Annotated in this window: 9 protein-coding genes; all 9 read left to right on the top strand. The window is 44.7% G+C overall.

Translation table 11 applies throughout. The annotated features are described in order from the left end of the window. Positions 1-26: 26 nt before the first annotated feature. A complete protein-coding gene (locus GQR89_RS20565) occupies positions 27-4,262 on the top strand; it encodes a DUF6701 domain-containing protein (protein WP_158771954.1) in 4,236 nt (1,411 codons plus the stop codon). 255 nt (positions 4,263-4,517) lie between these two features. After that, positions 4,518-5,561: a rod shape-determining protein gene (locus GQR89_RS20560; protein WP_158771953.1), complete on the top strand. Its 1,044-nt coding sequence runs from the start codon at positions 4,518-4,520 to the stop codon at positions 5,559-5,561. A 51-nt stretch (positions 5,562-5,612) separates the two neighbouring features. After that, positions 5,613-6,473, top strand: a complete 861-nt coding sequence (gene mreC, locus GQR89_RS20555; protein ID WP_158771952.1) for a rod shape-determining protein MreC — start codon at positions 5,613-5,615, stop codon at positions 6,471-6,473. Continuing rightward, positions 6,470-6,946 carry a rod shape-determining protein MreD gene (mreD, locus tag GQR89_RS20550; protein ID WP_158771951.1) on the top strand — a complete coding sequence of 159 codons (477 nt, stop codon included), beginning with the start codon at positions 6,470-6,472 and terminating at the stop codon, positions 6,944-6,946. Before mreC ends, mreD begins: the two co-directional genes overlap by 4 nt. Before the next feature lie 19 nt (positions 6,947-6,965). Beyond that, entirely contained in the window at positions 6,966-7,544 is a 579-nt protein-coding gene (locus tag GQR89_RS20545) for a nucleoside triphosphate pyrophosphatase (protein ID WP_158771950.1), read from the top strand. Continuing rightward, entirely contained in the window at positions 7,534-8,997 is a 1,464-nt protein-coding gene (gene rng, locus GQR89_RS20540; RefSeq protein ID WP_158771949.1) for a ribonuclease G, read from the top strand. Before GQR89_RS20545 ends, rng begins: the two co-directional genes overlap by 11 nt. Further along, entirely contained in the window at positions 8,994-12,875 is a 3,882-nt protein-coding gene (locus GQR89_RS20535; protein WP_158771948.1) for a YhdP family protein, read from the top strand. The genes rng and GQR89_RS20535 overlap by 4 nt, the downstream gene beginning before the upstream one ends. After that, positions 12,868-13,695, top strand: coding sequence for a carbon-nitrogen hydrolase family protein (locus GQR89_RS20530; protein WP_158771947.1), 828 nt, complete (start codon positions 12,868-12,870; stop codon positions 13,693-13,695). The genes GQR89_RS20535 and GQR89_RS20530 overlap by 8 nt, the downstream gene beginning before the upstream one ends. Continuing rightward, complete coding sequence (tldD, locus tag GQR89_RS20525) at positions 13,688-15,130, top strand: metalloprotease TldD (protein ID WP_158771946.1); 1,443 nt, start codon at positions 13,688-13,690, stop codon at positions 15,128-15,130. Before GQR89_RS20530 ends, tldD begins: the two co-directional genes overlap by 8 nt. Positions 15,131-15,149 lie beyond the last annotated feature (19 nt).

The raw sequence follows: 15,149 nt of genomic DNA, 5'->3' as shown, positions 1-15,149 counted from the left end.
TCTGCTCAATGAAACAGGTGTGCTAGATGCGTAAATTCGGTTACTTTTTTTTTGCTATAATAGCATTGCTATTGTCCTTTTCATCATGGGCTAGAATCGATAGCTGCAGCAGTGAAACGTATACAGTGGCTGATAATTTTCCGTCTGCTAGCTATAACTCAACGTCAGGAACCGCTCCTTGGACGTCAAACTGGTTAGAAGCTGGCGAGTCTGATGGGCCATCCAGTGGCATTTTGCGGGTAAATGATTCTTTATGTACCAGCGCAAGCTGTATGCGTCTAGGAATTGTCGCCTCAAGCACGCCACAATCTTATTCGGCTCACTTTTTGTACCGAACACTGGATTTATCCGATGCTGTTTCTGCGCAACTAACGTTTAATTATCGTACTGGGCATAATGCTGGTAGCTCAAATGTGCGTCTGGGTATTTCACGGGATGGCGGGAGAACTTGGGCGAACCTTGAACAATACACTGTGACGACAAGTCAATTTTCGGCAACGGCAGAATCTTTTGATATTTCATCGTTTATCGGTAGCAATGTAGCGATTGGCTTTGAAGTGAGGGGAACAAATTCCCGTTCTGGTTTTTATGTTGACGATCTGGTAGTAACAGCCACCAAGGCAGAAGTGTGTGATGGTTCGGCTATTGCTTTTTATCAGTTTGAGCAAACCGAGTGGTCAGAGCCTAGCAGCATTATTGATTCTTCATCATCGGGATTTAACGGCTCGCCGATTGGCGATGTCTTTCCACAGTTTCCGAGTTCTCAAACCTCGTGTCAGGTGTTAGTTGCACCGAGTAATTCATCAGCATCCATTATCGATGCACTCGATACGCAATTGCGAGTGGATACAGATATTGGCTATCGCGGTACAATCTCATTCTGGTATCGCAGTACGCAGTCTTGGCAGAGTAACACTGGACGCATTTTGTTCGATGCATCAACGTGGATAGGTAACGCGAATTCTAAGTACTTTCGAATGAGCTTACGCTCAGGCACCCTGGATTTTGGCTTAGAGGACAGCGCCGATGCTGATGCCGTTTTTGGCGCGGCAGGATTGGACTTTGCTGCAAATGAATGGGTGCATGTAGCCGTTACTTATAATTATCAAAACGATAGTGCTGCGATTTATATTAACGGCGCTATCGCTGCGCAAACCACTAATTTGGGGTTCAATGGCCAGATCCCGGTCCTCGATACATTATATATAGGCGATAATCGCAGTCTCTATGAAAGCACTAACAGCTCTGGGTCGTCAGCGAGTGGTGAATTCGATGATCTACGTATTTATGACTACGGCCAAACGCTAGCGCAAATCAACACAGACTTAAGCAACTTATCACCCTGCGACGTGCTGCCCTATGCCGTATATGAATTGGAACAAGTCGAATACGATGGCAATCGAAGTATCATTGATAGTAGTGATAATTTACGCCATGGCTCACCGGTAGGTGATATTTCGTCGATATTATCCGTTGAGCAAATTTCCTGTCGCTTTGTCGATATTCCACTTAATTCGTCAGCTGCTACCTTTGACGCCATCGATACTGGCTTTTCTCCAGATGATATTGGCACCGCAGGTACCATCTCATTTTGGTACCGTAGTAATGAAGACTGGTCGAGTACAATTGGGCGACAGCTATTTGATGCATCTACAGATGTAGGCAGCACCAACTCTAAGTATTTCTACTTGAGCTTAAGCGCCTCCACTTTGTATTTTGGACTTGAAGATAGCAATGACACTGACGCTGAAGTCGTTGCTGGGGAGCTCGATTTTGCGGCCAATGAGTGGGTGCATATCGCGGTGAGCTATGATTATGCTGCTAAAACCGCGGTCATTTTTGTTAATGGTAATGAGGCTGGTCGCTCAAACAGTCTTAATTTGAACAGTAACATCGCGCAATTTCAAACGTTGTATATAGGTGATAATCGCAGTAGCTACATAGTGACTAACATGTCGGGCAATTCTGCCAATGGCCAATTTGACAACATTCGCTTATATGCTTATGTACAAAATAGTAGTCAAGTTAGCACTGATATGAACCTGTTGAGTACTTGCCAAGCCATTAGCCACTTCCAGCTTGAACATGATGGACAAGGGCTAACCTGTGATGCTGAAAGTATCACCATAAAAGCCTGTGCAGATGATGGTTGCAGTCAGCTGTACACCGATGTAAGTAGCCTAACGTTGACTCCCCAAGGATGGGAATCAGGCAATCCACTGGTATTTAACGGCTCGTTGAGCGCAACTCAACTTCGCGTATTGGAGCCTAGCTCGTTCACTTTTACAAGAAATGCATCTTACCCCGATGTACCTTTGCGCTGCATAAATACCGGCTCAGGTGAGCAAAGCTGTGATATGACGTTTGTCGATGCAGGCTTTGAGTTTATTGGTTCACAAACAACGGATAAATTTTTACCAGATCAGCTGTCTCAAGTTAATTTCAGCGCTGCTAATTTGCGTGCCGTACAAAATGATGAGGGTGTGTGTAAGGCCTTGTTACAGGGAGAGCAAGATATCACCTTAGGCGTGACATGTACTTCGCCTAATGTGTGTTTAACGTCCTTTGGGCCAGTGGATACCAGCGTTAATCCAGAGGGGGAGTCTACTGGTAATATTAGCCTGACATTTGATGCGGATGGTATTGCGTCTTTAAGTTCGCTTAATTACGCTGATGCTGGTCGAGTGATGTTACGCGCTGAAGCCCAGATAAGCGGCGTGACAGTAACTTCTGGTGAAGCCAGTGTCGATGTGGTGCCGTCCAGCTTGGTATTATTGGTAGCGCCGGAATCTTTGCTTTATACCGACGGCGATTTTAGTATTTATCCTTCTACTATTGATAGGGATTCGTATCCTGCTGGCGAAGAGTTTACCTTTAATATTACCGCATACGGGGCAATAGGTGATACTCCTTTACTTAACTACCAGCCTGGTGAACTACAAATAGCGATAGAGCGAATGTTGCCCTTTGAGACAGCAGGTGCCGACGGCTCACTGACCTATGGTGAATCGGGCGAAATAATACTCAGCATACAGAGCAATCTGACTAAGCAATTTAGTAGTACCGCTACTTTAATATTTGCAGATGGGCAATATAGTTATCAGGCAAATTACAGTGAAGTTGGCGTCATACGAGTGGACGTACGTGACGCTGATTATTTAACCGATAACAATAACCCAACCAGTATTATTAGCAGCGGCGGGACACTAACCTTGGGGGAATTTAGGCCTGCTTATTTTGATGTAAACGTGCTTACGCCTCCAGAATTGACTAACCAGTGTGATAATTTTAGCTACATGGGCCAAGATATTGAATTCTCACCTGCAACTCAGGTAGAACTGTTAGCAATGAGTGCGTTGGGCAGTGTGACCAAAAACTACGCCAATGGTTATTGGCGTTATGACCCAGATCTGCTAAATGGTGTATTGATTGAAGACGCGTCTATTTACGGATCAACCACTCCAGCAGTGACACGTGTGACTTATGAGACAACGGCCGTTATCACCGAGCCAGTCAACTTTGATGGCATAACCTTAATTGAGTTGCCTGACGCGCGTTTTAAATACCAGAAAGTCGATGCAAGTTTCGCCGCTTACGCTCTGCTTGAACCCTTTGCTGCCACAATCGATATTCGCTTGTTAGACACATTTTTAAGTGCTGACAATAATGTGTGTTATCAAAGTGATTATCCCGTATCGGGATGCGAAGAGTTTAGGTTAAATGATATTTCTGGACCTGATGTGATTGTACGCCACGGTCGTCTGGCCCTTGAGCCTAATTTTGGTCCAGAGACTGACTTTTTAGTGGTGCCGGTTAAGGCAGAGCATTATCTTAATGGGCGTTGGCAATTCAACCCAGAGGATAGCTGCACAGCAATTGATTTAACCGAAAGCGCAGGGCAAATAATACTTACGCCTGAGGGCAGTATAGATATTACCGCTGATATAGATTCGGTGTCTAGCTCAGGTGATTTGGTCAATGGTGTGTCAATAGGGAGTTTTAATTTCGCCTTGTTAGGGAATGCTTCAAACAATGGTCCAGGCGCTGCTGGTGTAGTTAAGGTATCTTTAGATCCAAGTGAAAATACGCCTGCTTGGGCGGAATATATGAATTTTGATTGGAATTCTGATGGTTATATCTGCGCTAACTCAAGTCAATGTTCAAGCGAATCAGTTGAACTAGATGAGCCTTCATCCTTGATTACGTTTGGCATATTTCGCGGCAATGACAGGATCATTCATTGGCGCGAGGTATTTAATTAACGCAATAAAATAATTTTGTTGGTTAAGGCACTTTTAACAAAATGAACGGTCTCAACAAGATCATATTTTTCATCAGCAAAAAGTCAGCTTTTGTCTTTTTTTGGCGCATTAATAAAATATTAAGAGCTAAACCTCTATTAATCTAAGGTTTCTGCATTTTTTATTGCGTCAAACGAGGTGTTTACTTGCCCAATACGAGGGGCATTGGTAAAGTTAGCGGATTATCTCTCATATCAAACAGGTTGCGATTTTTCAATGTTCAAAAAGCTTCGGGGAATGTTTTCCAACGACTTATCTATTGACCTCGGTACAGCAAATACTCTTATCTATATTAAAGATCAGGGAATTGTATTAAATGAACCTTCGGTTGTTGCTATTCGACAAGAACGTGCGGGTGGTCCTAAGAGTGTTGCAGCTGTCGGTGGTGAAGCAAAACGGATGTTGGGTCGTACTCCTGGCAACATTAAAGCCATAAGACCCATGAAAGACGGTGTAATAGCCGACTTTTACGTGACCGAAAAAATGCTTCAGCATTTTATTAAGCAAGTGCACGACAATAATTTTTTACGTCCAAGTCCACGAGTACTAGTTTGCGTTCCTTGTGGCTCTACTCAAGTTGAGCGTCGCGCTATCCGCGAATCAGCACTTGGTGCAGGGGCCCGTGAGGTTTATCTAATTGATGAGCCAATGGCTGCAGCTATTGGTGCAGGTTTGCCAGTATCAGAGGCAACAGGTTCTATGGTGGTCGATATTGGTGGTGGTACCACAGAAGTGGCGATCATTTCACTAAACGGTATTGTTTATTCATCATCGGTACGTATTGGTGGTGACAAATTCGACGAAGCCATTATCAGCTATATTCGCCGTAACTTTGGTTCACTTATTGGTGAAGCAACGGCTGAGCGCATTAAGCATGAAATTGGTGCTGCTTACCCAGGTGAAGAAGTTCGAGAAATTGAAGTTCGAGGCCGTAATTTAGCTGAAGGTGTCCCTCGTGGTTTTACCTTAAACAGCAATGAAATTTTAGAGGCCTTACAAGAGCCACTTAGCGGGATTGTTTCTGCTGTTATGGTCGCTTTAGAGCAATCGCCACCTGAATTGGCATCGGACATTTCTGAGCGTGGCATGGTGCTTACCGGTGGTGGTGCTTTGCTGAAAGATTTAGATCGCTTATTAATGGAAGAGACTGGCATTCCAGTTGTGATTGCCGATGATCCTTTAACGTGTGTTGCACGTGGTGGTGGTAAAGCATTCGAGATGATCGATATGCACGGTGGCGATTTATTTAGCTACGAGTAACCCCAACCAAAGGATATTAAAAAAGCGGCGTTAGCCGCTTTTGCACTTTATATGAACTCAATTTTTCTGAGTGGACCATCATTACAAATAAGACTGGTTGTAGCGCTAGCGCTGTCGGCTGGTTTAATTGTGTTTGATCATGTATTTGATGGTTTTGCGACCACCCGTGTATACCTCAATTCTGTCGTTAGCCCAATTCAATATTTGGCTAACTTGCCTAGTGAAATGCTTAATGCCAGTGCTAGTCGCTTGGTATCCCATCAGCAGTTGGTCGAAGAGAATGCTGAGCTACAGCACAATGCGGTGGTACTCAACGGTAAGCTGCAACGTTACACCATGCTTCAAGAAGAGAACGACCGTTTACGTCGTTTGCTGAATACGCCGGTACGAGGTGATATTCGCAAAGAAGTGGCGGAGTTAATGGCAGTAGATAACAATCCTTATAGCCATCAAATCGTCATTGACCGTGGTGCGATTCAAGGGGTGTATGAAGGTCAGCCGGTAATTGATGACCAAGGTATTGTGGGACAAATTATGCAAGTGGGCTCAACCAACAGTCGGGTTTTGCTTATTTCTGATGTGACCCATGCCATCCCTGTGCGAGTGGCCCGTAATAATATCCGTATGATTGCCTCAGGTTCTGGTAGTTTGGATGACTTAATTATTCAACACGTTCCCCACAGTGCAGATATCCAAGAAGGCGATTTATTATTGTCTTCGGGACTAGGTAATGTATTTCCTGAGGGGTATCCGGTGGCTAAAATTACCTCGATTGTGCGTGATGAAGGTCGTCCTTTTGCCCAAGTGAATGCCCAGCCGGTCGCACAACTCGATAGACTGAAATATTTACTCTTATTATGGCCAAACGACTTTGTGGGGCCTGAGCAACAAGATCAGAGTACAGACCAATGAAATTAAGAAATAATGCAATCGGTCTAAGTATTATAGTGGCGTTGGTGTTGCAGATTATGCCCATGCCTAGCATTGTTGAGCAGTATCGACCAGATTGGGCCTTTTTAGTCTTAGGCTACTGGGCACTAGCGATGCCGGAACGAGTTAACGTAGGCGTCGCATTTATTGTCGGGTTAGTACTGGACTTGCTATTGGGCACCAGTATTGGTGTGCACAGCTTCGCCATGAGCTTAAGCATTTTTGTGCTTGCTGCCAATTACCAACGTTTGCGTAATTATTCTGTGTGGCAACAAGCTATTGTAATCGGGATTTTGTGCGCGCTTTATAACTTAGTCGTTTTTTGGTTAATACATTTATTGACCGACATTTATTTTTTGCTTACATACATGTGGCCCGTTGTTACCTCAATGGTAATTTGGCCTTGGATATTTTGGTTATTACGTCGGGTTCGTCGTCAATTTCGTTTGAGCTGAACCCCACCAGACATCAGTTATGCTTATTTTAGCTTCTCAGTCACCCCGTCGCGCTGAGTTACTTAGTCAAATCGGTGTGCCGTTTACCACCCTTAGCGCGGATATTGACGAAACGCTGTTACCTACTGAAACCCCCAGTATTTATGTGCAGCGACTGGCTGAGCAAAAAGCGCAAGCCGGTTGGCAAGCGAGTGCGCATCTTGCTGACAAACGACTCGCATTAGGGGCGGATACCGTTGTGGTTATTCATGGTCAGGTACTGGGTAAACCTAAAGATTTTAGTGACGCCAAGCGCATGTTAAATCTACTTTCAGGCCAACAGCACGAAGTGCTAACCGCGGTTTCTATATTCTCTGGTACGCGGCACGACAGCGTATTGGTGCGTACCCAAGTGACATTTTGTGCACTTAATGACACCTTGATACACGACTATTGGGAAAGCGGCGAGCCCGAAGATAAAGCCGGCAGTTACGCCATTCAAGGTATAGGCGGCAAGTTCGTCACCCATATAAACGGTAGTTATAGCGCCGTAGTCGGGTTACCTTTATATGAAACGAATCAACTACTATCCCGGATGAGCGAAACCCATGAGTGCTGAACTACTAATTAATGTCACCCCCTCTGAATCCCGTGTGGCGCTTATCGAAAACGGTATTTTGCAAGAAGTTCATATAGAACGCCATACCAAAAGAGGTCTGGTGGGCAATATTTATCGCGGTAAAGTCAGTCGCGTTTTACCCGGTATGCAAGCCGCCTTCGTCGATATTGGTTTAGATAAAGCAGCCTTCTTGCATGCATCCGATATCGCTATTCACAGCGAAGTAGAAGATGAAGTGTCATCCAGTCATCTTGAAAAACGAGATATTCGCGAGTTAGTTCGTGATGGCCAAGACATAGTAGTTCAGGTAGTCAAAGATCAAATTGGTACCAAAGGTGCCCGCTTAACCACAGACATCACTATTCCGTCACGTTATTTGGTGTTTATGCCCAGCGTTGAGCATGTAGGCGTATCCCAGCGTATTGAAGACGAAGAAGAACGAGAAAGATTAAAGAGCTTAGTGCAGGAATATTGCAGTAAAAATGGTGGGTTTATTTTACGCACTGCAGCCGAAGGGGTGAAAGCTCAAGAATTGCGTCAAGATGCCGATTTTTTACGCCGTTTATGGGAAAAAATCCGCTCGCGCATGAAGAAAAAAACCCATATTTTATACGAGGATTTACCCTTAGCACGTCGGGTACTGCGCGATTTTGTGGGTACCGAGCTTGATCGTATCCGTATTGATTCAAAGTTGTCTTTTCATGAGCTTCAGCAATTCACCCGGGAATATGTACCTGAGTTGCATCGCTTGTTGGAATATTATCCAGGCGACCGTCCCATTTTTGACTTATATGACGTTGAGAACGAATCGCAACGATCCCTTGAGCGCAGAGTTGATTTAAAATCTGGCGGGTATTTGATTATCGATCAAACCGAAGCTATGACTACAATTGATATTAATACTGGCGCATTTGTTGGCCACCGTAATCTCGAAGAAACTATTTTCAACACCAATATTGAAGCAACATCCGCGATTGCACGTCAGTTACGGCTGCGTAATTTAGGCGGCATGATTTTAATTGATTTTATCGATATGACTGACGCAGATCATAAAAGGCGCGTTATCCATAGCCTTGAGAATGCAACCAGCAAAGATCGGGCTAAAATAAACATACACGGCTTTACCGCGCTGGGTTTGATTGAGATGACGCGTAAAAGAACGCGAGAAAGTTTGGAACATATCTTGTGTGGTGAGTGTCCAGTATGTAAGGGCCGCGGTTCAGTAAAAACGGTCGAAACAGTTTGTTTTGAGATTATGCGCGAAATAGTACGGGTCAACCGAGCCTATGAAGCGGATAAATTTGTCGTATACGCAGCGCCTTCTGTGGTCGAGGCTTTGCTAGGCGAAGAGTCACATATGCTAGCTGAGCTAGAGGTTTTTGTATCCAAACAGATTAAGGTGCACACCGAATTGTTATACAACCAAGATAAATACGATGTGGTAATGATGTGAAATCAGGCTCTTTTTATGCCGCTTATTGCATTAAAAAGCTATGGTATTGCGCCGCTATTCTGCTGGTGCTGGTGGCCGTGGCGATTAGCGTTGTGCGCTATTCTTTACCATACATGGACGATCAAAAGCATCGCTTAGAACAATGGATAGAAGGCCAATACGGTGTTGAAATTAACATCGGTAACATCACCGCTCAGTGGAAAGGCGCAGGCCCTGCCATTGTGTTGGAAGACTTACAATTGGTGCAAAATGCCCAATCTCCTCTCAGTTTAGATATCAAAAAAACCGTGATAGATCTTGATTTTTGGGGATCAATTCTAGCGCGTCAAATTCGCTCTCAACGATTTGATTTAAACGGCTTAAACGTCAAGATGGATTTAACCTTGATGCAAAAAGAAGGCAGTGACTTTCCTGTAGTGTCAGCGTTAAAGCAGTTATTTTTAGAACAGTTACAGTCGTTTTCAGTTAGTGACAGTCAATTTGAAATCATCACAGATCATGATCAGCAAGTGGTACTCGTTAATCAATTGCTTTGGAGTAACCAAGGCAAGCATCACCAAGGTGTAGGTGAGCTGCAAGTGGAAGAGTTGGCCCGTAACTCAGCCTCGTTTACGTTAGATTTACGTGGCGATAAAGATTCACTCAGCGGAACATTTTACGCCAGAGCGCAAGAGGTCGATTTATCGCCTTGGATTAACCAATGGCTGGCCACGCGTTATGATTTGGTAGAAAGTCGCGGAAATTTTGTCGTCTGGGCCAGCATTAAAAATGGTGCATTCAAAAATGCCCAATTAGATTTGGCTGATAGTCGCTTCGTATGGCAAAACCAAGATGCAGAAATTAAGGCTGCGATATTGGGCGGACAGCTCAACGCTGAGCCAAGCAAAGACGGCTGGATATTCAATCTTTATGACTTTGCGTTGCAAGCTAATGAACGAAAAGTGACCTCGAATTGGTATGGAGAAGTGAACCGCCAGGGGCAAGTACATATTCAAAATGCTGACAAGGTAAACTTATCGGCCATTATTCCTTTGCTGCCATTGGTGCTCGACCCAATGGATTACAGCCAATTAAATGCACTAGAACCCAATGCCACATTAAACAAATTCAATGTGCAGTTCGATAAAGTCGATACCTTTGCGCAAATGAATATTAGTCAAATTAGTTGGCAACAAAGTGCTCATATTCCCGGTGTTGATAACTTGGAACTGGATGTGAATTGGCACAACGACAAGGGACGGGTGCAAATACGCGGACGTAACTCCCAATGGAAGCTAGACAATATAGTCGACAGAAATATTGAGTTTCAAGCGGTGGATATTGATATGTTTATCGAATCCTTGGAGCACGGAGTGACGGTGCACGTACCGCAACTTAAATTAGAAAGTGACTGGTTGAATATCAATCAGCACCTACGGTTTGATAGCGAAAATGGCTTCTTGGCGCTAAATGGCACGGTAGGCGGCCTTGACATGGCTCAGGTGAATAAATTGTTCCCTGGTGATGTGATGGGAAAAGACACCAAAGCCTATTTACAACGTTCGCTCAAAGCGGGTCGGGTAACTGGTGCAAACGTCTTGTGGAATGGCGAACTCAGTCAATTTCCCTATGTTAAAAACAACGGGGTCTTTCAAATTACGGTCGGCGTTGAAGACGCCGCCATGGAATTCGCACCTGATTGGCCTCAGTTAACAGAGTTAGATATACAGTTACTGTTCGAAAACCAAGGTTTGTTTATGCAAGCCAGCAAAGGTAAGTTGTTAGACGTAAACTTGTCTGGTTTATCCGCAGATATACCCAACTTGGATGTGGGGGCAATATTAACCATAAATGCTAATGGCTCCGCACTAGGGTCACAAGTTACCCAGCTAATGAATCAAAGTAGCCTCGCGCATAGTCTCGGTAAAGTATTGGGTGAAGTGCAGGTCAGTGATGATCTCAGCGTGGATTTAAATCTAGTCATTCCCCTTTCAGGCAAAGATGTGGTGGCAAGTGGAGTCGTGTATCTAACTGATAACCGAGTGTATGTGCCTCGGGTTGATATGAATCTTACACATGCTAAAGGGCAGGTTGCCTTTAAAAATGAAGTGGTAGACCTAAGTGGTTTACAGGCAAAGCTTTTTGATCAAAACGTCAAAATTGATTTTACTGGGCGTCAACGCAAAGAAGGTTATTTAGCCAATATCGATTTACAAGGAAATTGGCAAGTCAAACCTCTCGCTCAACGCTTTATCCCAGGTCTAGCGAGTTACTTAGATGGCGTGACACCTTGGCAGACTAACGTGAAGTTAACCTTGCCAGAAAACGGTTTTAGTTATCAAGCAAGCCTTATTAGTGGCTTGCAAGGTGTGGGTTCGCAGTTGCCTGAACCATTAAATAAAACGGTTAACCAGAACAAACCACTGACATTAGAAGTGCGCGGTGATGAAACTGCCTCAACCGTCAATTTGAAATTAGGTTCTGAGGTTAAGTTTGATGGGGTGTTACCATACGAGACTATGCAATTTTCTCGTGCTCATCTTGCCATAGGTGAGTCTATTGAACGAACCATGGGTGTTGGCTTTAGTGTGGCGCTTAATATGCCTACTGTTAATATTGATCATTGGTATCAAGCGATTTCGTCACTTATCCACGGTTTTTCTGACTCAGTAAATACGCCGATTTTGGGCGAGCCTCAACGGATTTTCGTTAATGCAAGTAACGCCACAGTCGCATCTCAGCAACTAACTAACTTAGAAGTGGTTACCAAAAATACCAGCGACAGCTGGGAAATTAATCTTAACGCTAAACAAGTACGTGCCGATCTAACCTTTTATAAAGACTGGCTGGCTAAAGGCCTAAATGTATCTGCAGATTACTTAGATCTAGCCGGTTGGGAACAGAGCGAAACCAAATCCGTTGCTTTCTCGCCTAAATTGGAAACGTTACCGCCGATAGAGTTTTTATGTGCTCGCTGTCGTTTCGAAAATAAAGATCTCGGCCGAATAGACTTTAAGCTATCTAGAGCTGCAAACGGTATGCATATCGACTCACTGCGATTAAATAACGATCATGGATTATTTTACGCCAGTGGTGATTGGTTGTTTGATCAAAATGGCAGTGAAACTAAGCTAACCGGCGAGTTTAGTAGTTCTGATTTTGGCTTGTTTTTAAAAGGCTTCGATTTTGACTCAGGTATTAAAGATTCAAAAGCCTCATCCAAGTTTGACTTAAACTGGCATCGTGCACCTTATGAATTCGATTTAGCCACCTTAAATGGCAGCGTAGATTGGCGCCTTAGCGATGGGTACTTAACCGAAGTGACAGATAAAGGCTCGCGAATTTTCAGTTTGCTGAGTTTAGAGTCTTTAGTGCGTAAGCTACGCTTAGATTTTCGTGATGTGTTCGCCCAAGGTTTTTTCTACGACAAGATGAAAGGCTCATTTCAAGTTGCTCAAGGAACAGTAGATACCCGAGACACAGTGGTCGACGGTGGTGCGGGGGAAATCACCATGAAAGGATATACCAATCTCAACACCCGAGAGGTTAATTACAATATCGCCTTTGCCCCCAAGGTAACATCTAGTTTGCCATTGATTGTTGCCTATATGGTTAATCCAGCGACTGCATTGGCAGCCCTCGCGCTCGATCAGGTGTTAACTTCGGCTAAGGTTATATCCAATATTAAGTTTTCGTTGACGGGTACCTTAGATAATCCCAAGTTAGAAGAGCTTGAACGCGACAGTAAAGAAATCAGTTTACCGGCCCAAACCGCACCCGCAAGAAACGCTTCGCCCAAAGTCGGACTTGTTTCTGACCCTGACGGCCTCAATACAGATATAAAATTCCCGCAAGATATTGATCAAGAGCGCATCGCGCTGGAGGTGTCAGGTGGCTAAACTTATGGCTTTACAGATGACGTCGACACCAGACGTCACGCAAAACCTCGATTTTGTAGAACATAAGCTTGCTGAACTGATAATAACAGAGCCCACATTAGTGGTCTTGCCCGAATGTTTCGCCTGCTTTGGCGGTGGTGATAAAACCCAGTTGCATATTGCCGAATCCCTGGGCGATGGTCCGATTCAAACTCGCCTAATGCGCATGGCAAAGCAATACGCCGTATGGTTAGTTGCAGGTAGCATGCCGCTGAAATCTACTCGTTCTGACAAATTTACGGCTTCGTGCTTATTAATTAATGATGCAGGTGAACTGGTAACCGAATACCAAAAAATTCATTTATTTGATGTACAGGTAGCGGATAACACGCAAACTTACTGCGAATCTCGTTATACCCAAGGGGGAAACAAGATAATCAGTGTTGATACGCCTTTTGGGCGCTTAGGCTTAGCCATATGTTATGACGTACGCTTCCCTGGATTATTTCAGGCCATGTCTGAACATAAGGCCCTAGACGTTATTGCGTTACCTGCTGCATTCACCCAAAAGACAGGCCAAGCCCATTGGCAAGCCCTATTAACGGCTCGCGCGGTGGAAAATCAGTGTTATTTGGTGGCGGCGGGTCAAACCGGTATACACGTCAATCAGAGACAAACCCATGGTCATTCCTGTATTATTTCTCCTTGGGGTGAAACCCTAGCTGAAATACCGCAGTCGGTGGGTATGATCCATGCCCAGCTAGATCCCACTATACTTAATAGAATTCGCCGGGACATGCCGGTCTATGCCCATAATAAATTCAGGAGTTACCTTGTCTAATCTGGTTGAACAAAACCTGCTTACTGCCGCTAATCTCGACAGAGAACATCTCGCTTCGGCCCTAGATGCTATTTATCAACACGATAACGACTTCGCCGATCTTTATTTTCAAGCGAGCCAGCACGAAACGTGGGTGCTAGAAGATGGCATTATCAAAGACGGTAGCTACAACGTTGAACGGGGCGTAGGGGTGCGAGCAGTCAGCGGTGAAAAAACCGGATTCGCCTACTCTGATGACATCAACCCTGAAGCGTTAATGCAAGCGGCTAAGGCCTCGCGCAATATCGCAAGTGTCGGTGGCAAACACAAAGTTACTGGCCTAAAAAGTAGCAAGGTTGCCCCAAGATACCATGCTGACAATCCAATTTTAGGCATGCAAGACGAAGAAAAAATAGCTTTATTACGTGCCGTCGACAGCTACATTCGCAAACAAGAATCGGCTCTTAGCCAAGTGGTTGTCAGCATCAGTGGTGTCTACGAAGAAGTATTAATTGCGGCGACTGACGGTACTTTTTGTACCGATATTCGCCCCCTAGTGCGTTTGAATTGCTCTGTGTTAATGGAAAAAGACGCTCGCCGTGAGCGCGGTAGTTCAGGGGCTGGTGGTCGTTATGCTTACGAATATTTTTTGAGTCAAGAAGACGGGCGTCCACTCTATGAACAAGTCGCCGACGAAGCAATTCATATGGCGCGGGTTAATATGCGAGCCGTCGCAGCCCCAGCAGGTCAAATGCCAGTTGTTTTAGGCAGTGGCTGGCCTGGCGTGTTATTACATGAAGCTGTAGGGCATGGTCTCGAAGGTGACTTTAATCGCAAAGGTGCATCTACCTTTAGCGGCCGCATGGGTCAACAGGTTGCATCAACAGGGTGTACGATTGTTGATGATGGTACCTTGGCGAATCGTCGTGGTTCCTTATCGGTGGACGATGAAGGCACACCGACTCAATACAATGTATTAATCAAAGACGGTATTCTTACCGGCTACATGCAAGATAAACTCAATGCGCGGTTGATGGGGGTTAAGCCAACTGGCAATGGTCGCCGAGAATCTTATGCGCACTTACCTATGCCGCGTATGACCAATACCTATATGTTAGGCGGGCAGTATGAGCCTGAGGAAATCATCTCGACCATTAAAAACGGTATTTATGCGCCTAATTTTGGTGGTGGACAAGTAGACATCACCTCTGGAAAATTCGTTTTCTCTACCTCTGAAGCGTATCTGATTGAAAATGGCAAAGTTACCAAGCCTATTAAAGGTGCAACGCTTATTGGAAATGGCCCTGAGGCTATGCAGAAGGTCTCTATGGTGGGTAATGACCTCGCGTTAGATAAAGGTGTAGGGGTTTGCGGTAAAGACGGTCAGAGCGTTCCTGTGGGCGTTGGTCAGCCAACACTTAAAGTTGATGAGTTAACTGTAGGCGGTACCGCTTAACCGTTTCAAAGTCGTTTTT

It is taken from the genome of Paraglaciecola sp. L1A13 (genome assembly GCF_009796745.1).
Classification (GTDB): Bacteria; Pseudomonadota; Gammaproteobacteria; order Enterobacterales; family Alteromonadaceae; genus Paraglaciecola.
Note: the sequence above shows the minus strand (reverse complement) of the source record. Positions and strands in the feature narration are given on the sequence as shown.

What these genes read in the sequence shown, in the direction of transcription:
- GQR89_RS20565 (WP_158771954.1), top strand. Translation starts at nt 27, where the DNA reads ATGCGTAAATTCGGTTACTTTTTTTTTGCTATAATAGCATTGCTATTG.
- GQR89_RS20560 (WP_158771953.1), top strand. Translation starts at nt 4,518, where the DNA reads ATGTTCAAAAAGCTTCGGGGAATGTTTTCCAACGACTTATCTATTGAC.
- mreC (WP_158771952.1), top strand. Translation starts at nt 5,613, where the DNA reads ATGAACTCAATTTTTCTGAGTGGACCATCATTACAAATAAGACTGGTT.
- mreD (WP_158771951.1), top strand. Translation starts at nt 6,470, where the DNA reads ATGAAATTAAGAAATAATGCAATCGGTCTAAGTATTATAGTGGCGTTG.
- GQR89_RS20545 (WP_158771950.1), top strand. Translation starts at nt 6,966, where the DNA reads ATGCTTATTTTAGCTTCTCAGTCACCCCGTCGCGCTGAGTTACTTAGT.
- rng (WP_158771949.1), top strand. Translation starts at nt 7,534, where the DNA reads ATGAGTGCTGAACTACTAATTAATGTCACCCCCTCTGAATCCCGTGTG.